We start from the raw sequence: 21258 nt of genomic DNA, 5'->3' as shown, positions 1-21258 counted from the left end.
CCTTATGAGGATGCGTCCGCCTTCGGATAAGACTGGACATGCAGGGGAGGGAAAACCGCCTCGAGCGATTTTGTGTCCGGCAGCACATAGACATAGCCGCCCTTTTTCAGAAATTGCGGGCGCAAGCCGCGATTATAGAAGGCGATCGGCACGTTGATGCAGCCAAAGGTGATGCGATTATCGTCGATCGTCGACGACAGCATGCGCTCGCGCCGCTTTTCCTTGAGATTGCCCTTGGGGATGGTGTGCATCGCGACCGAGGTCGCATAATCGACCCACAGCACGCGTTGCTTGCCCGCCGCCAGGCCGAATTTGGCAAGGAAGCGGCCGGCTGGCGTGGTTTTTTCCGCCGGGCCGATCTCCGCCAGGCTCTTCTTGCCGACGCCTGGCGTGGCATCGTCTCCGGGCGCGATGCCGATCAGCACCGGCGCATCGGCCAGCGCCTTGCCCCTGGCATCGAACAGGAAGACATGAGCCGCCTGCTTGTCGACGATAGCATAAGGCAGGCCATGATTGTCGCCGGTCGCGGCAATCCAGTCGATCACCCGGCGCGCATCGGGCGATCGTGGGGTTTCAGGCGCGGGCTTCTCGGACGCGGCCGCTTCTGGCGCGGCCGCCAGCGCGGGAGAGGCACCGAACAGCGCCAGCATCGCCAGCGCCCATGGGAATTTGTGCATGGAGGAGCCTATCCGGGAATGGGGCCGGCGCCCCCATGAAGCGGGGGCGCCGGCACGGGATCGGGACCAGCCCGACCGGATCGGTAGCTTGATCGGCTACGTGATCAGTTGCGCGATCAGTTTCTGGCGCGCTTGGTCTTGGCTTCGCGCATCTGCTGCTCGACACCGTCGACGCGGGCGTTCAACTGATCGAGGCGCTGACCATTATTCTGGGCCTGACCGGCGGCCGACTGGGCCTGGGCCAGAGCCTGCTGCGCCGTGCCGTCGGTGGTCTGCAGCTTGGCGTCGAGCGCATCGACGCGCTGGTTCACGGTCGCCACCTGTTCGCGCACGAAGGATTTCGTGGCACAGCCACCCAGCCCCAGCGAGCCCACCAACACCATGGCAATGGGGGCTAATTTCATCGGGTGCGACATCATTTTCTCCTTATCATCTGCCCCCGCGCCGTCCCAAGCCGAGCCCGTTAACCATGACAATATGATTGGGCCTGAACGTGCATGTGGAGAGCCGAGTGGACGCGGCAGGCCTGCCCCGCCCTTCGACCAACGACCGGAATCGATCGACCGGCATCGACACAGATCGTTGAACGGATGCGCGATCGGGCGCATGCTGGCCCGCCTTCCATGAGGGGACAATCCATGCGCCTGATGCTTGCCCTGGCCCTGAGCGGCCTTGCCCTGTCCACGCCGATCATCGCCACCGCCAAGACCGATCTTGCCGCCGCCGTGGCCGATCCCAAGCGGCCCGCCGACGCACGGGCGCTGGACGAAAGCCGCAAGCCGGCCGAGACGCTGGCGTTCCTGGGCCTCAAGCCCGGCATGAAGGCGGCCGACATCATGACCGGATCGGGCTATTGGGCGGAGATCATGGCCGATGCGGTCGGCCCCAAGGGCAAGGTGACCGGGTTCGAGCCCAGCCAATTCTACGCCAGCGAGGAAGAGAAGCCCAAATGGGCGGCACTGGTTGCGCGCCGGCCGGAGGTCGACTGGGTGCGCTATCCGTTCGAGGCCTTCGCGGCAGCGCCCGACAGTTTCGACTTCAGCATCATCAATCTGAGCTACCATGATCTCTACTGGCAGTCGGATAAGTTCGGCATTCCGCGCACCGCCCCCGATGCCTTCGTGAAGACGCTCTATGCCGCGACCAGGCCGGGGGGGATCGTCGGCATCATCGACCATGTCGGCCCGGCCGGCGACACCCGCGCCGTCGTGGACAAACTCCACCGGATCGACCCCGCCGTGGTCAAGGCCGACTTCCTGCGTGCCGGCTTCGTGCTGGAGGCGCAGAGCCCGCTGCTCGCCAATCCGGCCGACGATCACAGCAAGCTGGTGTTCGATCCTGCCATTCGCGGCAAGACGGACCGTTTCCTCTACCGCTTCCGCAAGCCCAAATGATCCGCCGGATTTGAACGCAAGGCGCGGGATGACGCCGCGCCGCGCGCCGCCCATGCTGCGCACCATGGACCTGACCGACCTCGACCGCCATGGCGCCGCGCGCCTGCCTGCCCTGCTTTCCCCGGACCAGTGCGACGCGATCGTGGCGCTATGGGATCAGCCCCATGCCTTCCGCAAGGAGGTGGTGATGGCGCGCCATGGCTATGGCCGGGGGCGCTATCGCTATTTCGACTACCCGTTGCCCGAGCCGGTCGCCGCGCTACGCGAGGCACTTTATCCGCCGCTGGCGCAGGTCGCCAATCGCTGGGCAGCGATGCTGGGGAGCGATGCGCTCTACCCCGCCCGTCACGCCGATTTCCTGAACCAGTGCGCGCTCGGTGGCCAGGACAAGGCGACGCCCTTGCTGCTGCGCTATGAGGCGGGCGACTGGAATGCGCTACATCAGGATGTCTATGGCGCGACCATCTTCCCGTTGCAGGCGGCTATATTGCTATCGGAGCCGGAAGCGGATTTCACCGGCGGCGCCTTCATCCTGACCGAACAGCGCCCGCGCATGCAGTCGCGCCCCGAAATGGTGCCGCTGCGCAAGGGCGATGCCGTGGTCTTCCCGGTGCGTGAGCGGCCGGTGACGGGCACGCGCGGCATCCACCGGGTGCAGATGCGCCATGGCGTCAGCCGGCTCCTGTCCGGCATGCGCCATACGCTGGGCATCATCTTTCACGACGCCCAGAGCTAGGCGGAGCGGCGACGCCGCCGCCCCGCCCGTTACGTTCAGTCCAGCGCCGGATCCTCATATTTGAACGGATCGCTGACCGCCGGCTGGGTCGGCAGCGGCATGCGCGGCAGGGTCTTGTCGCTGTTCGCGGCCTGCAGCAGCATGCCGGCGAGGACGACGGCACCCTGGCGCATATCCTCTGCCTTCAGATGATCGAAGGTGTCGATGCCACTGTGGTGGACACGGCTTTCATAGTCGAGCGGATCCTGGATGAACTGATAGCCCGGCACGCCGATCGCCTGCATATATTCATGGTCGGTGCCGCCGGTCGGCTGCGACACGACATTGCCGGCGCCCATGCTGGCAAAGGGGCTGAGCCATTCGCGCAGCAGCGAGACGGCGGCGACATTGCGTTCGGCATAGAGGCCGCGCAGCTTGCCCGAGCCATTGTCGATGTTGAAATAGGCTTTCAGGTCCGCATAGCCGGGCTTGGGCGTGATCGGGAAACGGGTCTTGTAGCGGAAATACATTTCCTCCCGCCCCTGTTCCTCCTTCGGCCCCGGTGCTCGGGTGGCGAGATATTCGTCGACATAGGCCATGGAGCCGAACAGCCCCTGTTCCTCGCCCGACCAGAGGGCGAAGCGGATCGTGCGCTTGGGCTTGATCCCGAGTGATTTCAGGATGCGCGCAGCCTCCATGATCATGGCGCTGCCCGCGCCATTGTCCGCCGCGCCGTCGCCCGCGACCCAGCTGTCGAGATGCGCGCCGGCCATGACATAGCCGGCTTTGGGATCGCTGCCGGGAATATCGGCCAGGATGTTGTAGGCGTTGACGTCGCTGTCGTCGAAACGGACGTCGCTGTTGATTTCCAGCACCGGCGCCGGGCCGGTCTTGGCGAGGCGGGCGAGACGGCGATAATCCTCCGCCGCGATCTCGACGCCGGGCAGCGCGGGCGTGTCGCTGACGCCGAAATCATAGCCCTCGCCATGGAGCAGCTTGCCGTCGCGATAGGATTGACGCGCCCAGCCGACCGCCCCCTCGGCCTTCAGGAAGGCCTCCAGCTTGCGGGTGAAGCTGAGGCGCTTCATCAGCCGCTCCAGCGACGCGGGATCATTCTTGGGCTGCTCGAACTTGTCGAGCTTCTCGATATCCTCGCCCTTGAGCCGCTGGAAGGCGGCCTCGTTCGGCTCGTCGCCCGTGCCGGGCAGCGACACCAGCACGATCTTGCCGGCGAGCTTGCCGCGCCAGGCGTCGAAATCGCGCTCCTTCTTCATCGGCGCAACGATGATCGGTGCGCTCAGCACGCCATTGGTCGGCGGCGTCCAGGCGATGGGGATGGCGGTGAGCTGGATCGGGCGTGGGCTGATCATCTTCACCGAGGAGCTGGCAATCCACCAGCCGCGACCGAAGCGGAAGCCCTGCTTGCGGACATTGGACAGGCCCCATTGGCGAAACTGGTCGGCGGTCCAGGCCTCGGCCTGCCGCATCTGCGGCGAATTGGTCATGCGCCCGCCAATATCGTCGGTCAGATGCTGGGCGATCTGCATCACCTGGCTGTGGTTCAGCCCTTCGTCGATGACGCGGTTGAGATCGTCGGGCTGCTGCGCGGCGACCGGTGCGGCCAGACACAGCAAGGGCAGCAGGATGATGGAATGGCGCATATAATCCCCCTTCGTCCGGCCGTCAGGCGCGGCCGCGAAAGCCCGTCTATGCCCGACTGACGCGGGATCGCAAGTGAGGCCGATCACGCCCCGAACACGCATTTGTTGCACCATGTGACGCGCCGTTACACTTTGCGACAAAACTGTCTTTGCCTTGCCAGATTTTTGCGACAAGTGCGGCCTAAACGAGATCCTGTCAGGGTCCAGATTAGGGGTAAATTTCCGTGCGCCAGACGACGTCGCTGCTGCTGTTTTCACTGATGCTGGGCGCGGCGCCCGGCGCGCTGATGGCGCAGGAGGCCGAGCAGAAGGGGCCGCCGGCCCAGATGGACGAGGGCGACGAGATTGTCGTGACCGGCGCGGTCCAGCGCGGCGCGGTGCCCGGCGACATCAAGCCCGAACAGCAATTGTCGCCCGCCGATGTCCGGGCGCTGGGCGTCACGTCGATTTCCGAAATCATCACCGAATTGTCGCCACAGACCAATGGCACGCCGGTCATCCTGCTGAACGGCAAGCGCATTTCCAGCTTTTCGGAAATTTCCGACCTGCCATCCGAAGCGGTGTCGCGGGTCGACATCCTGCCAGAGGAAGTGGCCCTGTCCTATGGCTATGCGCCGACGCAGAAGGTGGTGAACATCGTCCTGCGTCAGCGTTTCCGCGCGACCACGGTCGACCTGCGCGGTGGCACGACCACCGATGGCGGACGCGAAAATGGCCAGGGCGAAGTCGGCGTGCTGCGCATCCGGGGCGACAATCGGCTGACGCTGAACGTCAAATATAGCCGGGCCGACAATCTGCTGGAGAGCGAGCGTGGCATCAATGCCGCAGCGCCCAGCATGCCCTATTCGCTGGCCGGCAATATCACCGCGATCGACCGCGGAGCAGAGATCGACCCGGCCCTGTCGGCGGCCGCCGGCCAGACCGTCACGATCGCCAGCGTGCCCGGCAGCGCCGCCAATGGCGCCCCCGCCCTCAATGATTTCGTTGCCGGCGCGAACCAGACCAGCGTCAGCAATCTCAGCAAATATCGCACGCTCAGCCCCGCGACCGAGAATTTTTCCGCCAACGCGACGCTGGCGCGCGCGCTGGGCGGCGTATCGGCGACGATCAACGGCCGGCTGGAACTGTCCGACAATGATTCGCTGCAGGGCCTGTCGGCCGCAGCCCTCACCCTGCCCGGCGGCAATCCCTTCTCCGCCTTTGGCGACGATGTCCGCCTCTATCGCTATCTGGAGCAGGCCGGCGCGCTGGGGCAGAAGATCCGCGGCACCACCGGGCACATCGGCGTCACGCTGAACGGCCGGCTAGGCGGCACCTGGCAATGGTCCTTCACCGGCAATGGCGACATTTCCGACACCCGCACCCGCACCGATCGCGGCGTCGACACGGGCGGCATCCAGGCCGCGCTCGATGCCGGATCGGCCAGCGTCAATCCCTATGGCGCCTTCACCGCCGACCTGCTGCAATCGCGCCTGACCGACCGCGCCCGGTCGCAATCGCGCGCGATCGGCGGCGACCTGCTGGTCAGCGGATCACTGCTGACCCTGCCGGCCGGCAATGTCATGACGTCGGTGCGGGTCGGTGGATCGGCCAATGGCTTTGAAAGCCATTCGGTGCGGTCAGGCGTGGAACGCGGCCTCGACTATAATCGCGAGATTGCGAGCGGACAGGTCAGTTTCGACATACCGCTGACCAGCCGGTCCAAGGGGTTCCTGGGCGCGATCGGCGATGTCGGCGTCAACATGAACGCCGGGGCGCAGCATCTGTCGGATTTCGGCACGCTGTCGACGCTGGGCTATGGCCTGCGCTGGCGGCCGGTGCCGGCGGTGCAGTTGCTGGTGTCGGCCAATCAGGACAAGTCGGCGCCGACCGGCACGCAGATCAACGATCCGGTGATTTCGACGCCCAACGTGTCGGTGTTCGACTATGCCACCGGCCAGACCGTGTTCGTCACGCAATTTTCTGGCGGCAACCCGGACCTGCGATCCAGCACGCGCGACCAGTTCCGCATCAACGCCCGGATCAAGCCGTTCGAGAAACCGAACCTGACGCTGACGGCGACCTATCTCAACAGCCGGACCAGCAACCCCATTTCCGCCTTCCCGACGCCGACGCCGGCGATCGAGAATGCCTTCCCGCAGCGTTTCATGCGCGACGAGGATGGCCAGTTGCTGAGTATCGACGGGCGGCCGATCAACTATCTGCGTTCGCAGAGCGAGCAACTGCGCTGGGGCTTCGACCTGTCCATCTCATTGAAGTCGCACATCCAGAAGGTGATCGAGGCGTGGCGCGCGGCCGGCGCCAAGCCCGAGGATCGGCCCAAGGAATTGCAGGACATGCGCGCCGCCTTCGGCAATCGCGGCCCGCGCGACGGCGCGGAGGGCAATCGCGAGGGCGGTCCGCCGCGCGGCGAGGGCAATGACAGCGCGCCCCGCGGCGACGGCGACAACAACCAGCGCGGCAATGATGGCCCCGGTGGCCAGAATGGCGGCCAGGGTGGTGATAATGCGCAGGGCGGTGGCGATGGTCCGCGCGGGCCGAGTGGCCCCGGTGGTCCGGGCGGCGGCTTTGGTGGGCCGGGCGGTTTCCGTGGCCCCGGCGCAGGCCAGGCCGGCGGGCGGCTGACCTTCAGCCTCTATCATACCTGGCACCTGACCGAGAGCATCCTGATCGCGCCGGGCGTGCCCGAACTCAACCTGCTCGACGGTGATGCGGTCGGCTCGTCGGGCGGGCAACCGCGCCACGAGTTGAAGGCGCGGGTCGGCTATGTGAACAATGGCATTGGCGGCCGGCTGGGCGTCGACTGGGAAAGCGGCACCCATGTCGATGGCGCCTTGGGCGGCAGTTCGCGGCTGGACTTTGCCAGCCTGGCGACCGCCAATCTGCGGCTGTTCGCCAATTTCGGCCAGATGCCCAGCCTGGTGAAGGCCCATCCCTTCCTGCGCGGCGCGCGCGTGTCGATCGGCATCGACAATATCTTCAACACCCGCCGCGACGTGACCGACGCGACCGGGGCCACGCCGGTCCGCTATCAGCCGGGCTATCTCGACCCGCTCGGCCGGACCGTGTCGGTCAGCTTCCGCAAGCTGTTCTTCTGAAAGGGCGACCGGCCGGGCGATGTCCGGCCGGTCGCCTGTGTCGCTATCCGGCCAGTGCGCGCGCCTGCGGGCGGAGCAGGGCAAGGTCGATCGGGGCGGCAAATTCCACCCCCATGCGGTCCTCGCGCGACCAGCGGGTGGTCGCGTCGACGCTCTGCCCCTCCGACAGGTCGATCGCGAACTGCGTGCCTTCCGGCACATTCCACAGCCCCTCGATCATCGCGCCGGTGGCGGAGATGTTGCGGATGCGGCCATTATAGACATGGCCGTCATGATGGACGGCGACCGTGCGCAGCATCGCCTTGCGCTCCGGCCGGCTCGACTGGAAGCCTTCGGACCGGGCGGAGACGCCATTGGCGCGCTGGCCTTCCAGCACCTGCGCGGCGGGCATCGGCCGGCCATAGATATAGCCCTGGATATGGCTGCACCCCAGTTGCCGGATCAGGTCCAACTCGTCGCGAGTCTCGGCCCCTTCCGCGGTCGTATCCATGCCCAGCGCCTCGGCCAGGCTGACGATCGCCTTGATGATCGCGCTGTTGCGGCTGCCCCGGATCGCGGCACCGCGCACGAAGCTCTGGTCGATCTTGATCTTGTCGAACGGCGCCTTCTTCAGATAGCCGAGCGACGAATAGCCGGTGCCGAAATCGTCCAGCGCCAGCCGCACGCCCAGCCCCTTGAGCCGGGTGAACATGGCGTCGGTGCCGTCATTGTCGTTCAGGAACACGCTTTCGGTGATTTCCAGCTCCAGCCGTTCGGGCGCCAGCTGCGCGCTCGCCAGGGCCTGCATCACGGTGGTCGGGAAACCGGGATTGGCGAACTGCATCGCCGAGACATTGACCGCAACGCGGATGCCGGCGTCCCACTGGGCGGCGTCGCGGCAGGCGGTGCGCATCACCCATTCGCCGATCGGCGCGATCAGGCCGCTATCCTCCGCAATGGGGACGAACAAGGCCGGCGAGATGGCGCCCCGCACCGGATGATCCCAGCGCAGCAGCGCCTCATAGCCGGTGATGCGCTCGGTCGTCGAACTGACGATCGGCTGATAGACGAGGTGCAGGCCGTCCGCCGTCAGCGCATGGCGCAGATCCTGTTCGAGCTGGCGGCGATCCTCCGCATCGGCATGCATGTCGGCCGAATAGAAGCGATATACGCCGCGCCCATCGCCCTTCGCCTTGTAGAGGGCGAGGTCGGCATTGCGGATCAGGGCATCGGCGGTGACGCCGTCTTCGGGGCAGAAGGAAATGCCGATCGACACGCCGATCACCACGCCCGTGCCCTCGATCGAATAGGGTTGCGACAGGGCGCTGATGATCGCCTGCGCCAGCAGGCCGAGCCGGTTGCGGTCATGGCGGCCATGCACCAGCACCTTGAACTCGTCGCCGCCCTGGCGCCCGACCAGCCCCTGATTGCCGACCACGCGCTGGAGGCGCTGGCTGACCTGACGTAGCAGCGCGTCGCCGGCCGGATGGCCGAGCGTGTCGTTGACACTCTTGAACCGGTCGAGGTCGAGCATCATCAGCGCGCATTCGCCCTGCTTGCCCCGCGAGCCGAGCACTGCCTGCTCCAGCGCCTGCAACATCTGCACGCGGTTGGCGAGGCCGGTCAGCGAATCATATTGGGCCAGGCGCGTCACTTCCGCCTGGCTGCGCCGCATTTCGGTCAGGTCGGTGCCCGATCCGCGGAAGCCGTGGAACTGGCCATATTCGTTGAACACCGGTTCGCCCGAGATCGACCACCAGCGTTCCTCGCGCGCGATCGCGGCCCGCACGGCGATGTCGGCAAAGCCGGTGCGGGCCGAGAGGTGGAAGCCCAGCGTTCGCTCGCCATCGCCCTGTTGCCGGTCACCCTGCTGAATGATGTCGGTCAGCGACCGGCCGATCAGGCTGCCCGCTTCCACGCCCAGCGGTTCGGCCAGGGTGGCGGAGATATAGGTGATGTGGCCGTGACGATCGGTTTCCCAGAACCAGCCGCGGCCGGACTGTTCATATTCCTCCAGCAGCCGATCGGAACGCTGCGCCTTGAGATCCTGCCGATGCTGTTCGATCGCCCGTTCACGATCCGCCGCCGCCTGCCGCAGGGTGGCGATCGCCATCACCGCCAGGCAACTGGCCAGCAGCCCCAGATGCACCATGCCCGCATGGGCGATGCCGGCCACCAGCAGCGCCCCCATGAAATAGCTGAGCCCCAGCAGGCGCCGATCGCCGACGATGCAGACCGCCAGCAGCGCGATCGCCATTTCCGGCACGGCGGACGGCATCGCCACGCCATTGCCATGCGCCAGCCACAGGCTGAAACTTAAGCCCGAGCAGAAGAGCGCGGGCAGCATCAGCCAGTTCTGGACATGGGGTCGCAGATTGCGGAACAGCGCCCAGCGCGGCACCAGCATCAGCAGGCCGTCGATCAGCACCACGCCGCACAGCAGGGCGCCATGTTCCGGCCGGGTGAAGGAAAGCATGCCGAGCAGCGCCGCAACGCACAGCTTGGCCAGCAGCATCAGTGGCCACAGGGCGGCGACATGAGTGAAGCTGCGCGACAGCCAGTTGGCGGCGACTTCCGTGCCGCTTTCGGCCAGACCCAGCGAAACCAGCAGGCTCGCGGTCCTGGCGGGCGCATCAGTATCTGTTTTGCGGACAATAGCCATGCCGATCGTCTAACCGACAAAGCTTGAGAAGCGATTACCCGCCGGGTCCGGGAGATTCCCTGATATTCAGCGATCTCCCGGCAAGACCGGTCAGACGCGCATCGGCATCAGAACGTAAAGCGCCGGGCTGCGATCATTTTCGCGGATCAGCGTCGGTGCGGCCGCATCGGCTAGGTGCAGTTCGACGATGTCGGTGTCGATCTGGCCAAGGATGTCGAGCAGATAACGGGCGTTGAAGCCGATATCGAAGCCTTCGCCCTGGAACGCGCCGGGCACTTCTTCGGCCGCCGTGCCATTTTCCGGGCTGGTGACCGACAGGGTGATCTTGTCCTTGTCGAGGCTCATCTTGACCGCGCGAGTCTTTTCGGTGGCGATGGTCGCAACGCGGTCCACGCCTTCCTCGAAGCTGCGCGGGTCGATCTTGAGCAGCTTGTCGTTCGCGGTCGGAATGACGCGGCTATAATCGGGGAAGGTGCCGTCGATCAGCTTGCTGGTCAGGATTGCGCTGCCCAGGCCAAAGCGGATCTTGCTGGCCGACAGGCTGACCTGAACCGAACCCTCGACCTCGTCGAGCAGCTTGCGCAGTTCGGCGATGCACTTGCGGGGGATGATGATGCCCGGCATGCCATCGGCGCCGTCGGGACGCGGCACGGTGACGCGGGCCAGACGGTGGCCGTCGGTCGCGGCGGCCTTGAGCACCGGCGAGCCTTCGTCCGAGACGTGGAAATAGATGCCGTTCAGATAATAGCGCGTCTCTTCGGTCGAGATGGCGAAGCGCGTCTTGTCGATGATCTGCTTGAGCGTTTCGGCCGGCAGTTCGAAGCTGGTCGGCAGGTCGCCCTCGGCAATCACCGGGAAGTCGTCACGCGGCAGGGTCGACAGGTTGAAGCGGGCGCGGCCGGCCTGGATCAGCATCTTGCCGTCGGCCGCCTGCAGCGACACCTGGCTGCCTTCGGGCAGCTTGCGGGCGATGTCGAACAGCGTGTGGGCGGAAATGGTGGTGGCGCCGGCCTGTTCGACCTGGGCCGACACGCTTTCCACGACCTGCAGGTCGAGATCGGTCGCCATCAGCTTGATCGCGCCATCCGCCGATGCCTCGATCAGCACGTTGGACAGGATCGGAATCGTGTTGCGCCGCTCGACCACCGACTGGACGTGGCTGAGGCTCTTGAGGAGCGTTGCGCGTTCGATGGTGGCCTTCATGTCCCTGTTCTGTCCGTTCTTTTTGCGTCGATGGCGAGGATTCGGTCGAATCCCGGCGGCAATGATGGATGGTCCTTCATAACCGCTATGTCGGCGGCGGCAAGCACCTCGACGCGCTTTCGAAACGAAGCCGGGCTTGCAAATGGCGATGGCATGCGCTTTGCCCGGACCATGCGCCGCCTGCCCGCCTTGCTGATCCCGCTCGTCATCCTTGCCAGTCCGGCCATGGCGCGCGATTCGCTCGGCATTTTCGAAAGCTGGGGGGCGTTTCGCGATCCCGGCGCCGGTCAGAACGGCCCGCGCTGCTACGCCATCGCCATGCCGGCGCCGCGCCGCGCGGGCGATGCGCCCAAGGGCTTTGCCGCCGTCGGCACCTGGCCGCGCCAGCATGTCCGCGGCCAGGTCCATTTCCGCCTCAGCCGCCCGCGTGCTGCCAATGCGCGGGTCTCGCTCAGCGTCGGCGACCGCCGTTTCGCGCTGGTCGCGGGCCAGGCCGATGCCTGGGCCGCCAATCCGCAGGACGATGCAGCGATCATCGCCGCGATGCGCTCCGCCAGCAGCATGAGCGTGCAATCGACATCGGCCAAGGGTGGCGCCTTTGCCGACAGCTATGCGCTGCGCGGCGCGGCAACGGCGATCGACGCAGCAGCGCTGGGGTGCGCGAAACTCCGCTGATCTTGATTTTTTGGCGAAATGAGGTATATGACACTGTATCACGTCCCCGGCAGGCCGTCTTGAGGCGCTCGCAAGAGCAGATATTAACTCAAGGCCGCTCCCGGGGACAATTTTTTACAGGTCCGATGAATGGCAACGGCAATTGTCGTGGATGGGGCATATTTCCTCCATCGCTTCCGACATGCATTTCCTAATCTGGATGCCGGCAATCCGAAAGCTATCGCTTACGGGTTAATCTATTTGTCTGCCTGGCATATTGCCATTCGCTTGGGCCCGAAGCCAACCTTGGCGGCAATCGACACACAGAATTTCCGGCCTGAAGAAACAGTCGAACTCTATCGCATCTTCTTTTACGACTGTCCGCCCCTGATCAAAAGACTGCATTCGCCCGTCAGCAAGAGGTCGATTGACCTTTCCAAGACAGAGCAAGCACTATTCCGGTTAGGCGTGCATCGCGAATTGCAGACGATGCGCAAGGTGGCTTTAAGGCTTGGCCGATTGAACGAGAGCTTTTTGTGGCGGCCAAAGGCCGACGCGATGAAATCCTGGCTACGCGATCCGGGGCAATTTTCCCCGACCGATGCCGATTTTGAACTGGATGTCACGCAAAAGGGCGTGGACATGCGACTAGGCTTGGACGTTGCCGCAATGGCCTTCAAGCGGCAGGTCAACCAGATTATATTGGTCGCGGCAGATGCCGACTTCGTGCCCGCGACCAAATTGGCCCGTCGAGAAGGCATCGATGTGGTATTGGACACGATGGGTGGCTTTGCTGCCCATGATCTTATCGAACATGTCGATGGGGTGAGAAGCACCATCTTCGACAAGGCAGTAATGGCGAACTAAGTGATGATGCAAATTCCCGGCCTTATCGACCCTGTGCCCGTGCCCCGCGCGGTGACGCCCCGTGAGGACGGACGCGTCGACATGCTGGGCCTGACCCGCGCCCAGATGAAGGGCGCGCTGGAAGAAGCCGGCCTCGACCAGAAGGCAGCCAAGCTGCGGTCCAAGCAGCTGTTCCATTGGCTCTATCATCGCGGCGAAACCGATTTCGAGAAGATGACCGACTTGGCCAAGCCGATGCGGCTGTGGATGGCGGAACGCTTCATCGTCGGCCGGCCGCAGGTGGTGGAGGCGCAGGTGTCGAACGACGGCACCCGCAAATGGCTGCTCCGTTCGGACGATGGCCAGGATTATGAGATGGTCTTCATCCCCGATGCGGACCGCGGCACCTTGTGCGTGTCGAGCCAGGTCGGCTGCACGCTCAATTGCAGCTTCTGCCACACCGGCACGATGCGACTGGTGCGCAACCTGACGCCGGGCGAGATTGTCGGCCAGGTCATGCTGGCACGCGACGCGCTGGGCGAATGGCCCAAGGGCAGCATGGCCAGCGCCAATGACGACGAGACGGACGAGGATTCGCAATATACGGCGGACGGCCGCATGCTCACCAACATCGTGATGATGGGCATGGGCGAGCCGCTCTATAATTTCGACCATGTCCGCGACGCGCTCAAGCTGGTGATGGACGGCGATGGCCTGGCCCTGTCGAAGCGGCGCATCACCCTGTCGACCAGCGGCGTCGTGCCGATGATGGCGCGCGCGGCGGAAGAGATTGGCGTCAACCTGGCGGTCTCGCTCCATGCCGTGACCAAGGAAGTGCGCGACGAGTTGGTGCCGCTCAACCGCAAATATGGCATCGAGGAACTGCTCCAGGCCTGTGCCGATTATCCCAAGGCGAACAATGCCCGGCGCATCACGTTCGAATATGTGATGATCAAGGACAAGAATGACAGCGATGCCGACGCGCATGAGCTGGTCCGCCTGATCCGCAAGTACAAGCTGCCGGCCAAGGTCAACCTGATCCCGTTCAACCCCTGGCCGGGCACCGACTATGAATGTTCGAGTCCCGAACGAATCCGCGCGTTCAGCACGATCGTGTTCGAAGGCGGCATTTCCGCGCCGGTGCGCACGCCGCGCGGTCGCGACATCATGGCCGCCTGTGGCCAGCTCAAGTCGGCGAGCGAGAAGAAGAGCAAGGCGGAACTCAAGCGCCTGGCCGAAGAGAAGCAAGCCGCACTCGGATAATCCGGGGACGACTGGCTGCGCGCATGCCGCGCGACGACAAGCCCCGCCCATACCGGCGGGGCTTTTCTTTTGGGGGAATGAGGATGACCGATGACGAGATCGAAGCACTGGGCACCGGCTTTTGCGATTGCACCCTGCCCAAGGCGCGCTGGACCCATGGCGCCCATTTCGCCACCGCGCTGTGGCTGATCCTGCGCCGGCCCGATGTTGACGCCGAAATTGACATGCCCGGCATGATCCGCCGCTACAATGAAAGCGTCGGCGGGGTGAACAGCGACACGAGCGGCTATCATGAGACCATCACCCAGGCCTCGCTGCACATGGCCCGGCAGTTGCTGGCCGGCCTGCCCGCCGATGTGACGCCGGCCGCAGCCTATGCGGCGCTGATGGCGTCGCCGCTGGGCGACAAGGACTGGCCCTTCGCCTACTGGACGCGCGAGACGCTGATGAGCCCGGCCGCGCGCCGGGCCTGGGTCGCGCCCGATCGGACGCCGCTGCCGACATAAAAAAAGGGCGGCCCGAACGGACCGCCCTTCCCCATATTCCGATCGAGAGGGATCAGAAACGGAAGCCGATGCCGACGACGCCAGCGTCACGGCCACCGAAATTGTCTTCATACTCGGTGCGCTGATATTCGGCCGAGATGTAGGTGTTCGGGGTCACCGAATATTCCAGACCACCGCCGTAACGCACGCCTTCCAGCGAGGTGTGGGCGCCAGCGGCTTCGATGCGGCTCGAAGCGTAGCCGACCTTGCCGAACGCCAGGATCTGCGGGGTCACGACATAGCCGAGACGGACCGAAGCGGCGAGGTCGCGGCTGGCGTCGAAGCCCTGGCCGTCGACGGTCGAGTCACCGAACGACACTTCCGGACCGAAGGTCACGCGGTTGGCAACGGCGAGGTCGTAGCCGGCGGTCACGCCGTAGCTGAAACCGTCTTCGCCCTGCGCCTTGTCAAAGCCCATGGTGACGCCAGCGCGCGGACCGGTGAACGGCGCAGCATCCTGAGCGAAAGCGGGGGCCGAAACAGCGGCGGCAGCAGCAATCGCTGCGAAAATCACAGTCTTCATAAAGTCCTCGATATTTATTATGACGCTACGACTTAATTGTTCATCTAGCGTTCAGGTTTGATGCTAGGAAAATATGAAATAGAGTCACACTTCCTCCTGCTTATTCTTCTCCGACACTTCGGAGAGGAACTGCCCCCTCTGCATCATGAGAGCGCAGTGGCCATCTAGGATCGCCAAACTCACTTGCAAAGGGGCAAGGCCTTTATTTCAATCAATTTCAGGGCTTGTGTTGCAAAAGTGTGACAACGCGCCTGCAGCACGACCGACCGCAAAAAGGGGACGGCCCGACAGCCGCCCCCTTCGCGAAAGCCCCGGTTTCCGGGCGATCAGAAGCGCAGGCCGATGCCCGTCACCAACTGGTGGCGCGACACGCCTGCCTCATAATCGGAATAGCGATATTCGCCCTTGAGGAAGAGCTTTTCGGCGATCCGATATTCCAGACCCGCGCCCAGCCGCAGCCCGTCGCCATTGTCGCCGCCACGGATCAGGCCGCCTTCGCCGTCACTGGCTTCATATTCCATCCGCGCATTGCTGTAGCCTGCCTTCACATAGGCGAGCGCCTTGCTGCCAAGCGGCACGCCGATCCGCCCGCCGACATACAGGTCGCGATCGGTTTCGCTCTTGCCGCCGGCGACATGCAGGCGAGTGGTGGAATCGGAAATTTCACCTTCGATGCCGAGAATCAGGCCGCCCAGGGCAAAGTCATAGCCGGCATTGAGGCCATAGAGCAGGCCGTCGGCCGATTTGACGCCCTTGGCATCGACCACATCATAGCCGGTGATGATTTCGGCATGAGCACCCATGAAAGGGGCATAATCCTGCGCAAAGGCAGGCGCCGAAACAAAACATAGAACAGCCGAAGCAATGAAAAACGTGATACTCTTCATATTACCTATCCAATATCTGCGTCGAAGCGCCGAAAATCGTGACAGGCGACCTTGTTTATACTCCCGTTTCGTGGAGGAATTTTATCAATTCAAATTTCTGTACGAAAATTCTTTGAAGTCGACTTCATCAGTCCCTTGCAGGACCAGCCGTTGATCGCAATCGCACGGCGCGCACCATGGCCATTCGACCAACGACAGGCCTAGACATGCGAACGACCGCGATGCGGCTGGATATTTCGACGAAAGACAATAGGGTCATGGCCATGGAGCCGCCTTACGCCCCAGGGGACATGGTCCGCCGCCACCGCCTGACCACCCGGCTGTGGCACTGGCTGAACGCGCTGCTGCTCTATATCCTCTTCACCTCCGGCCTTGGCATCTTCAACGCCCACCCCCGCCTTTATTGGGGGCAATATGGCGCCAATTTCGACCATGCCTGGCTGGAGTTGGACCGGTTCCCCGGCTGGATCACCCTGCCCGCCCTCTATAATCTGGCGCTGTCGCGCCACTGGCACCTGACCGCCGCGCCGATCTTCGCCGTCGCGCTGCTTTTCTACATGCTCTGGAGCCTGGCCGACGGCCATATCGCCCGCGACCTGGCCTTTCGCCGGGGCGAACTGGCGCCGCGCCATGTCTGGCAGGACATAAGGGACCATGCCCGGCTGCGCTTCCCCACCGGCGCCGCGGCGCTGCGCTACAATGTGCTGCAGAAGGCGAGCTATATCGCGGTCATCTTCATCGCCCTGCCGCTGCTGATCCTGACCGGCCTTACCATGTCGCCCGGCATGAACGCCGCCTGGCCCTGGCTGGTCGACCTGTTCGGCGGACGCCAGTCGGCCCGGTCGATCCATTTCCTGACCGCCTTCGCGCTGGTCGCCTTCTTCCTGGTCCATATGCTGATGGTGCTGCTGGCCGGCCCGGTGAACGAGATAGGATCGATGATCACCGGCCGCTATCGCCTCCCTAAGGACCGGCCATGATCCTCACCCGCCGCACCCTGCTGCTGGGCGCAACCGCGACGCTGGCGGGATGCGACCGGATCGCGCGCCAGCCGCTGGCCCGCGACATCCTCTTTTCCGCCGACAATTTCCATTCATGGGCGCAGCGCAAGATCATGGCGCGCGACGCACTGACACAGGAATTCCGGCCCGATCAGATTTCGCCCTTCTTCCGCGCGAACGGCACCGCCAATCCCAACACCCCGGCCTACAAGGCGCTGTGGCGCAGCGGCTTTGCCGACTGGCGGCTGCGCATCGACGGACTCGTCGCCCGGCCCCTGTCGCTTTCGCTGTCACAATTGCACGCCCTGCCCCATCGCGAGCAGATCACCCGCCATGACTGTGTCGAGGGGTGGAGCGCGATCGGCAAGTGGCGCGGCGTGCCGTTGAAGCTGCTGCTCGACGGTGCGGGGCTGCGCGATCGCGCCCGCTATATCGTGTTCCACTGCGCCGACGACATGGGCGGCGGCACCGCTTATTATGAGAGCATCGACCTGATCGATGCCTTCCATCCCCAGACCATCCTGGCCTTCGCGCTCAACGACCGGCCGCTGAGCGTCGCCAATGGCGCGCCGTTGCGGCTGCGGGTGGAGCGACAACTGGGCTATAAGCAGGCCAAATATCTGATGCGGATCGAGGCGGTCGAGAGCCTATTGTCCATCGGTCGGGGCAAGGGCGGTTTTTGGGAAGACCGCGCCAATTATGATTGGTATGCAGGCATTTGACGGCCGCGTAACGAGAAGGACCAGCCTGCTCCATGAAGATTTTCGACCGCGTTCTGAGACGTCTTGTCACCAAGGGTCAGTTGACCGTTTTCTATGCCGACGGCCGTAGCGTTACCGTCGGTTCGCCCGATCCCGACCTGCCCCCGCTGGCGCTGCGCTTCCTCGACAAGCGCGTCCCCCTCGACATCGTCAAGGATCCGCGCCTGGGCATGGCCGAGGCCTATATCGATGGCCGGGTGGCGATCGAGGGCGGCGGCATCATGGAGTTCGTGTCCATGATCCGCCAGAACAACGCCTGGGAAAATGGCAAGTCGATCGACGCCAAGGGGCCGGTGCAGCGCGCGCTGAAGACGGTGCGCCGCAAGCTGTGGAAGGCCAATCATCGCAGCCGGTCCAAGGCCAATGTCGCCCATCATTATGACCTGTCGGGCGCGCTCTACGCCCTCTTCCTCGACCGCGACCGGCAATATAGCTGCGCCTATTTCCCCGATGCGGAGAATGAGGCGGGGATCAGCCTGGAACAGGCGCAGGAAGACAAGAAGGCGCATATCGCCGCCAAGCTCTACCTGAAGCCGGGCATGAAGGTGCTGGACATTGGCTGCGGCTGGGGCGGCATGGCGCTGTACCTGCACAAGCATTTCGGTGTCGACGTGACCGGCATCACCCTGTCGGAAGAGCAGTTGAAGGTCGCGCGCCAGCGGGCGATCGATGCCGGAGTCGCCGACCATGTCCGGTTCGAACTGATCGACTATCGCGACATCGAAGGGCCGTTCGACCGGATCGTGTCGGTCGGCATGTTCGAACATGTCGGCACCGCCGACTATCGCGTCTTCTACAACAAATGCCGCGACCTGCTGACGCCCGACGGCGTGATGCTGATCCACACCATCGGCCGGGTCGATGGCCCCGGCATCACCGACACCTTCACCACCAAATATATCTTCCCCGGCGGCTATATCCCCGCTTTGTCGGAAATGGTGGCGGGCAGCGAAGGCACGCGGCTGATGATCACCGACGTGGAGGTGCTGCGCATCCATTATGGCCTCACCATCCGCGACTGGTACAAGCGGACCATGGCGCACAAGGCGGATATCGTCGCCCTCTATGACGAGCGCTTCTTCCGTCTGTGGACCTTCTATCTGGCGGGCGCGGCGACCGTGTTCGAACATGGGTCGATGGTCAATTTCCAGGTCCAATATGTGCGCGATCGCCGCGCCTTGCCGATCACTCGCGACTATATGATCGAGGCAGAGACGGCGCTGCGCGGACGCTGAAACACCGCCGCGCACCGATGATGCGAGGCAGAATTGCGACCGTCCGGGCGGGCTGAACAAAGCCTGTCAGCCCCGTTCCCGGACGGTTCAGTGACCGGCCCCCATTCTCCTCCCCACGTCCCCGCGCTGCCCCGGCAGCCGGGCCGGACAGAGGAGAAGCAAGATGAAATTCCTGTGGAAAAGCGCCGCAATGCTGGGCCTGGCCATGGCCGGCATCGCCGCCACCAGCGCGCCTGCCCAGGCGCAGCATTATCGCAGCGACGGCTGGCGCGGCGATCGCGATGGCCGCTGGGATGGCCGGCGCCATTGGGACAATCGCCGCTGGGACGACCGCCGTCGCTGGCGCGGCGACCGCCGCTACTATGACGGACGACGCGGCTATCATCGCTCCGCCTATCGCCAGCGCTGCTGGGACGAATGGCGTTATAATGCCTATCGCGACCGTCGGGTCCGGGTCCGCATCTGTCGCTGATCCCGCCTGACCAAATCCATATCGCGGCCCGCCCCGATTGAACCCGAGGGCGGGTTGCGGCATTTCTGTGCCCATGAGCGATCCTACACCCGTCATCCAGAGCCTGTTGTCGGGCCTGCCGATCCTGCTGCTCCACCTCGCCTGCGCCACCTTGGTCTGGGCGGCCGCCATGGCGGTCTATATGTGGATAACCCCGCACGACGAGTTCAAGCTGATCCGCGCCGGCAATGAGGCGGCCGCCATTTCGCTGGGCGGCGCCTCCGTCGGCCTCGCCGTGCCGCTGGCCTTCTGCCTCGCCGGATCGGTCAATGTCTGGGATGTCGTCATCTGGGGCAGCGTCACGCTGGTGCTGCAACTCATTGCCTTTCGCCTGGTAGACCTGTTGCTGGGATCGCTGTCGGGCCGGATCGAGGCGAATGAGCGTTCCGCCGCGATCTTCCTGGCGATGATGAAGGCCGCTGTCGCCTGCCTGACGGCTGCGGCCGTGGCGGGCTGACGCGATGGGGCGTGGGGGCTGTGGCTGCCTGCCCTGGCTGCTGGGCCTGATCCTGCTGCTCGCCTGGCTGGGCGAGATGCAGGCCACGTCCTTGCAGGTCGAACAATATGATCCCCGCTCGCCCCGCCGCCCGCTGCCGCGCGGGGGCGAGGAACAATATATTATCGAGGATCGGCCCGGCGGCCCGGCCGACGCCATGGGCACGGCCTTTGCCGTCGATCGCAGCGGCGTGTGGATGACCGCCGAACATGTCACCCATGGCTGTTCGCGCGTCGGGCTGGAACAGCGCGGCCGCGCGCTGGAAGTGCCGCGCGTCATCGAAAGCCGGGAATCGGATGCCGCGATCATCCCACGCGGCCCCCGCAGCCCCGCCGCCCTGCCGCTGCGCAGCGGTGCGCCCTCGCCCGGCTCCACCGGCTATCATATGGGCTTTCCCGCCGGCGAACCGACATTGGTCCTGTCCGAACTGATCGGCCGGGCCGAAGCCCGGCGCGGCAGCAGCGGCATCGACCAGCCGGTGCTGGTCTGGGCCGAGCGTGGCCGCCTGCCCGAGGGCGACGGCACCCTGTCGGGGATCAGCGGCGGGCCGGTCTTCTCCACCGATGGCCGAGTGGTCGGCATCAACAGCGCATCGACCGACCGGCGCGGCCGCATCCTGACCGTCGCGCCCGACGCGATGATGCGCCTGACCGCCGCCAGCCGTGCCGTTGGCGACCAGCCGGTGCCCTATCCCTTTGCCGGGCTGACCGACGCGCAGGAACGTTTCGCCAACTGGCTGGACGATGGCGTCATCCGCCGCATCTTCTGCGATGTCGATGACGGGCGCGGCGGTTGACGCCTGCGGGCAGGAAAGAGTAGGCGCTGCGCAGCATTTTCAGGGAAATTGAGATCATGAGCGACACGCCCCCCGACCATCTGTCCACCAACCCGCGCAGCCCCCATTTCGACATGGAGGTGCTGCAGCGCGGCATCGGCATCCGTTTCAAGGGCCGCGAGCGCAAGGATGTGGAAGAATATTCGATTTCCGAGGGCTGGATTCGCGTTGCCGCCGGCAAGACCCGCGACCGTCACGGCAACCCGCTGACCATCAAGCTGTCGGGTGAAGTCGAGGCCTGGTTCGAAAACCCGGCCGAAGGCGCCGAGAGCGACAAGGCCGCCGACGCCGAATAAGCAGATAAGGCCGGTC

At 64.7% G+C, this 21258-nt stretch carries 21 protein-coding genes; 14 read left to right on the top strand and 7 right to left on the bottom strand.

From position 1 onward, the window contains the following. Nucleotides 1-2: 2 nt before the first annotated feature. Both HH800_RS23540 and HH800_RS23535 read right to left on the bottom strand, forming a co-directional pair. Nucleotides 3-677, bottom strand: coding sequence for a hypothetical protein (locus HH800_RS23540; RefSeq protein WP_169862763.1), 675 nt, complete (start codon nucleotides 675-677; stop codon nucleotides 3-5). A gap of 116 nt (nucleotides 678-793) precedes the next feature. Further along, complete coding sequence (locus HH800_RS23535; protein ID WP_010336512.1) at nucleotides 794-1060, bottom strand: hypothetical protein; 267 nt, start codon at nucleotides 1058-1060, stop codon at nucleotides 794-796. Between the two features lie 255 nt (nucleotides 1061-1315). Between HH800_RS23535 and HH800_RS23530 the strand changes: the two genes are divergently transcribed. Together HH800_RS23530 and HH800_RS23525 are read left to right on the top strand one after the other, a co-directional pair. After that, nucleotides 1316-2071, top strand: coding sequence for a class I SAM-dependent methyltransferase (locus HH800_RS23530; RefSeq protein ID WP_169862762.1), 756 nt, complete (start codon nucleotides 1316-1318; stop codon nucleotides 2069-2071). A 28-nt stretch (nucleotides 2072-2099) separates the two neighbouring features. Continuing rightward, nucleotides 2100-2807, top strand: coding sequence for a 2OG-Fe(II) oxygenase (locus tag HH800_RS23525; RefSeq protein ID WP_169862760.1), 708 nt, complete (start codon nucleotides 2100-2102; stop codon nucleotides 2805-2807). A 35-nt stretch (nucleotides 2808-2842) separates the two neighbouring features. Here the strand turns inward: HH800_RS23525 and HH800_RS23520 are convergent, their stop codons facing one another. Beyond that, nucleotides 2843-4447: a M20/M25/M40 family metallo-hydrolase gene (locus HH800_RS23520; RefSeq protein WP_169862759.1), complete on the bottom strand. Its 1605-nt coding sequence runs from the start codon at nucleotides 4445-4447 to the stop codon at nucleotides 2843-2845. Between the two features lie 224 nt (nucleotides 4448-4671). Between HH800_RS23520 and HH800_RS23515 the strand changes: the two genes are divergently transcribed. Further along, nucleotides 4672-7545 (top strand): TonB-dependent receptor, encoded by a 2874-nt coding sequence (locus HH800_RS23515; protein ID WP_169862757.1) that lies wholly within the window; start codon nucleotides 4672-4674, stop codon nucleotides 7543-7545. A 43-nt stretch (nucleotides 7546-7588) separates the two neighbouring features. On the opposite strand, the gene HH800_RS23510 is transcribed toward HH800_RS23515, so the two are convergent. Then, nucleotides 7589-10186: an EAL domain-containing protein gene (locus tag HH800_RS23510; RefSeq protein ID WP_169862755.1), complete on the bottom strand. Its 2598-nt coding sequence runs from the start codon at nucleotides 10184-10186 to the stop codon at nucleotides 7589-7591. 90 nt (nucleotides 10187-10276) lie between these two features. Beyond that, nucleotides 10277-11389 (bottom strand): DNA polymerase III subunit beta, encoded by a 1113-nt coding sequence (gene dnaN, locus HH800_RS23505; protein ID WP_004209883.1) that lies wholly within the window; start codon nucleotides 11387-11389, stop codon nucleotides 10277-10279. A 171-nt stretch (nucleotides 11390-11560) separates the two neighbouring features. On the opposite strand from dnaN, the gene HH800_RS23500 reads away from it, so the two are divergent. The 4 genes from HH800_RS23500 (at nucleotide 11561) to HH800_RS23485 (ending at nucleotide 14658) form a co-directional block, all read left to right on the top strand. Further along, nucleotides 11561-12064 (top strand): hypothetical protein, encoded by a 504-nt coding sequence (locus HH800_RS23500; RefSeq protein ID WP_169863412.1) that lies wholly within the window; start codon nucleotides 11561-11563, stop codon nucleotides 12062-12064. A 129-nt stretch (nucleotides 12065-12193) separates the two neighbouring features. Beyond that, complete coding sequence (locus HH800_RS23495; RefSeq protein ID WP_169862753.1) at nucleotides 12194-12910, top strand: NYN domain-containing protein; 717 nt, start codon at nucleotides 12194-12196, stop codon at nucleotides 12908-12910. A 3-nt stretch (nucleotides 12911-12913) separates the two neighbouring features. Continuing rightward, nucleotides 12914-14152: a 23S rRNA (adenine(2503)-C(2))-methyltransferase RlmN gene (gene rlmN, locus HH800_RS23490; RefSeq protein WP_169862752.1), complete on the top strand. Its 1239-nt coding sequence runs from the start codon at nucleotides 12914-12916 to the stop codon at nucleotides 14150-14152. A gap of 83 nt (nucleotides 14153-14235) precedes the next feature. After that, nucleotides 14236-14658, top strand: a complete 423-nt coding sequence (locus HH800_RS23485; protein WP_069337445.1) for a hypothetical protein — start codon at nucleotides 14236-14238, stop codon at nucleotides 14656-14658. Between the two features lie 52 nt (nucleotides 14659-14710). On the opposite strand, the gene HH800_RS23480 is transcribed toward HH800_RS23485, so the two are convergent. Together HH800_RS23480 and HH800_RS23475 are read right to left on the bottom strand one after the other, a co-directional pair. Next, nucleotides 14711-15220: an outer membrane protein gene (locus HH800_RS23480; protein WP_004209879.1), complete on the bottom strand. Its 510-nt coding sequence runs from the start codon at nucleotides 15218-15220 to the stop codon at nucleotides 14711-14713. 326 nt (nucleotides 15221-15546) lie between these two features. Next, nucleotides 15547-16107, bottom strand: coding sequence for an outer membrane protein (locus tag HH800_RS23475; RefSeq protein WP_169862750.1), 561 nt, complete (start codon nucleotides 16105-16107; stop codon nucleotides 15547-15549). 290 nt (nucleotides 16108-16397) lie between these two features. Between HH800_RS23475 and HH800_RS23470 the strand changes: the two genes are divergently transcribed. From HH800_RS23470 to HH800_RS23440, 7 genes are all read left to right on the top strand, one after another. Then, nucleotides 16398-17087 (top strand): cytochrome b/b6 domain-containing protein, encoded by a 690-nt coding sequence (locus HH800_RS23470; RefSeq protein ID WP_235681950.1) that lies wholly within the window; start codon nucleotides 16398-16400, stop codon nucleotides 17085-17087. Continuing rightward, nucleotides 17084-17830, top strand: coding sequence for a molybdopterin-binding protein (locus tag HH800_RS23465; RefSeq protein ID WP_169862746.1), 747 nt, complete (start codon nucleotides 17084-17086; stop codon nucleotides 17828-17830). The genes HH800_RS23470 and HH800_RS23465 overlap by 4 nt, the downstream gene beginning before the upstream one ends. A gap of 32 nt (nucleotides 17831-17862) precedes the next feature. Continuing rightward, nucleotides 17863-19104 (top strand): SAM-dependent methyltransferase, encoded by a 1242-nt coding sequence (locus HH800_RS23460; protein ID WP_004209872.1) that lies wholly within the window; start codon nucleotides 17863-17865, stop codon nucleotides 19102-19104. A gap of 163 nt (nucleotides 19105-19267) precedes the next feature. Next, nucleotides 19268-19576, top strand: coding sequence for a hypothetical protein (locus HH800_RS23455; RefSeq protein ID WP_004209871.1), 309 nt, complete (start codon nucleotides 19268-19270; stop codon nucleotides 19574-19576). Between the two features lie 73 nt (nucleotides 19577-19649). Further along, entirely contained in the window at nucleotides 19650-20072 is a 423-nt protein-coding gene (locus HH800_RS23450; RefSeq protein WP_004209870.1) for a DUF350 domain-containing protein, read from the top strand. Nucleotides 20073-20076: 4 nt separating this feature from the next. Then, on the top strand, nucleotides 20077-20907 hold the full coding sequence (locus HH800_RS23445) for a S1 family peptidase (RefSeq protein WP_169862744.1): 831 nt from the start codon (nucleotides 20077-20079) through the stop codon (nucleotides 20905-20907). Nucleotides 20908-20963: 56 nt separating this feature from the next. Next, nucleotides 20964-21242, top strand: a complete 279-nt coding sequence (locus HH800_RS23440; RefSeq protein ID WP_017499161.1) for a DUF3297 family protein — start codon at nucleotides 20964-20966, stop codon at nucleotides 21240-21242. Nucleotides 21243-21258: the final 16 nt, after the last annotated feature.

Source organism: Sphingobium yanoikuyae (assembly GCF_013001025.1).
In the GTDB taxonomy this organism is placed as follows: domain Bacteria; phylum Pseudomonadota; class Alphaproteobacteria; order Sphingomonadales; family Sphingomonadaceae; genus Sphingobium; species Sphingobium yanoikuyae_A.
The sequence above is the reverse complement of the archived record's forward strand: the minus strand, read 5'-3'. Positions and strand labels throughout refer to the sequence as shown.

Excerpts from the sequence above, each read along its gene's own strand:
- HH800_RS23540 (WP_169862763.1), bottom strand. The coding sequence starts at position 677 with ATGCACAAATTCCCATGGGCGCTGGCGATGCTGGCGCTGTTCGGTGCC.
- HH800_RS23535 (WP_010336512.1), bottom strand. The coding sequence starts at position 1,060 with ATGGTGTTGGTGGGCTCGCTGGGGCTGGGTGGCTGTGCCACGAAATCC.
- HH800_RS23530 (WP_169862762.1), top strand. The coding sequence starts at position 1,316 with ATGCGCCTGATGCTTGCCCTGGCCCTGAGCGGCCTTGCCCTGTCCACG.
- HH800_RS23525 (WP_169862760.1), top strand. The coding sequence starts at position 2,100 with ATGACGCCGCGCCGCGCGCCGCCCATGCTGCGCACCATGGACCTGACC.
- HH800_RS23520 (WP_169862759.1), bottom strand. The coding sequence starts at position 4,447 with ATGCGCCATTCCATCATCCTGCTGCCCTTGCTGTGTCTGGCCGCACCG.
- HH800_RS23510 (WP_169862755.1), bottom strand. The coding sequence starts at position 10,186 with ATGGCTATTGTCCGCAAAACAGATACTGATGCGCCCGCCAGGACCGCG.
- dnaN (WP_004209883.1), bottom strand. The coding sequence starts at position 11,389 with ATGAAGGCCACCATCGAACGCGCAACGCTCCTCAAGAGCCTCAGCCAC.
- HH800_RS23500 (WP_169863412.1), top strand. The coding sequence starts at position 11,561 with ATGCGCCGCCTGCCCGCCTTGCTGATCCCGCTCGTCATCCTTGCCAGT.
- HH800_RS23495 (WP_169862753.1), top strand. The coding sequence starts at position 12,194 with ATGGCAACGGCAATTGTCGTGGATGGGGCATATTTCCTCCATCGCTTC.
- rlmN (WP_169862752.1), top strand. The coding sequence starts at position 12,914 with ATGATGCAAATTCCCGGCCTTATCGACCCTGTGCCCGTGCCCCGCGCG.
- HH800_RS23485 (WP_069337445.1), top strand. The coding sequence starts at position 14,236 with ATGACCGATGACGAGATCGAAGCACTGGGCACCGGCTTTTGCGATTGC.
- HH800_RS23480 (WP_004209879.1), bottom strand. The coding sequence starts at position 15,220 with ATGAAGACTGTGATTTTCGCAGCGATTGCTGCTGCCGCCGCTGTTTCG.
- HH800_RS23475 (WP_169862750.1), bottom strand. The coding sequence starts at position 16,107 with ATGAAGAGTATCACGTTTTTCATTGCTTCGGCTGTTCTATGTTTTGTT.
- HH800_RS23470 (WP_235681950.1), top strand. The coding sequence starts at position 16,398 with ATGGTCCGCCGCCACCGCCTGACCACCCGGCTGTGGCACTGGCTGAAC.
- HH800_RS23465 (WP_169862746.1), top strand. The coding sequence starts at position 17,084 with ATGATCCTCACCCGCCGCACCCTGCTGCTGGGCGCAACCGCGACGCTG.
- HH800_RS23460 (WP_004209872.1), top strand. The coding sequence starts at position 17,863 with ATGAAGATTTTCGACCGCGTTCTGAGACGTCTTGTCACCAAGGGTCAG.
- HH800_RS23455 (WP_004209871.1), top strand. The coding sequence starts at position 19,268 with ATGAAATTCCTGTGGAAAAGCGCCGCAATGCTGGGCCTGGCCATGGCC.
- HH800_RS23450 (WP_004209870.1), top strand. The coding sequence starts at position 19,650 with ATGAGCGATCCTACACCCGTCATCCAGAGCCTGTTGTCGGGCCTGCCG.
- HH800_RS23445 (WP_169862744.1), top strand. The coding sequence starts at position 20,077 with ATGGGGCGTGGGGGCTGTGGCTGCCTGCCCTGGCTGCTGGGCCTGATC.
- HH800_RS23440 (WP_017499161.1), top strand. The coding sequence starts at position 20,964 with ATGAGCGACACGCCCCCCGACCATCTGTCCACCAACCCGCGCAGCCCC.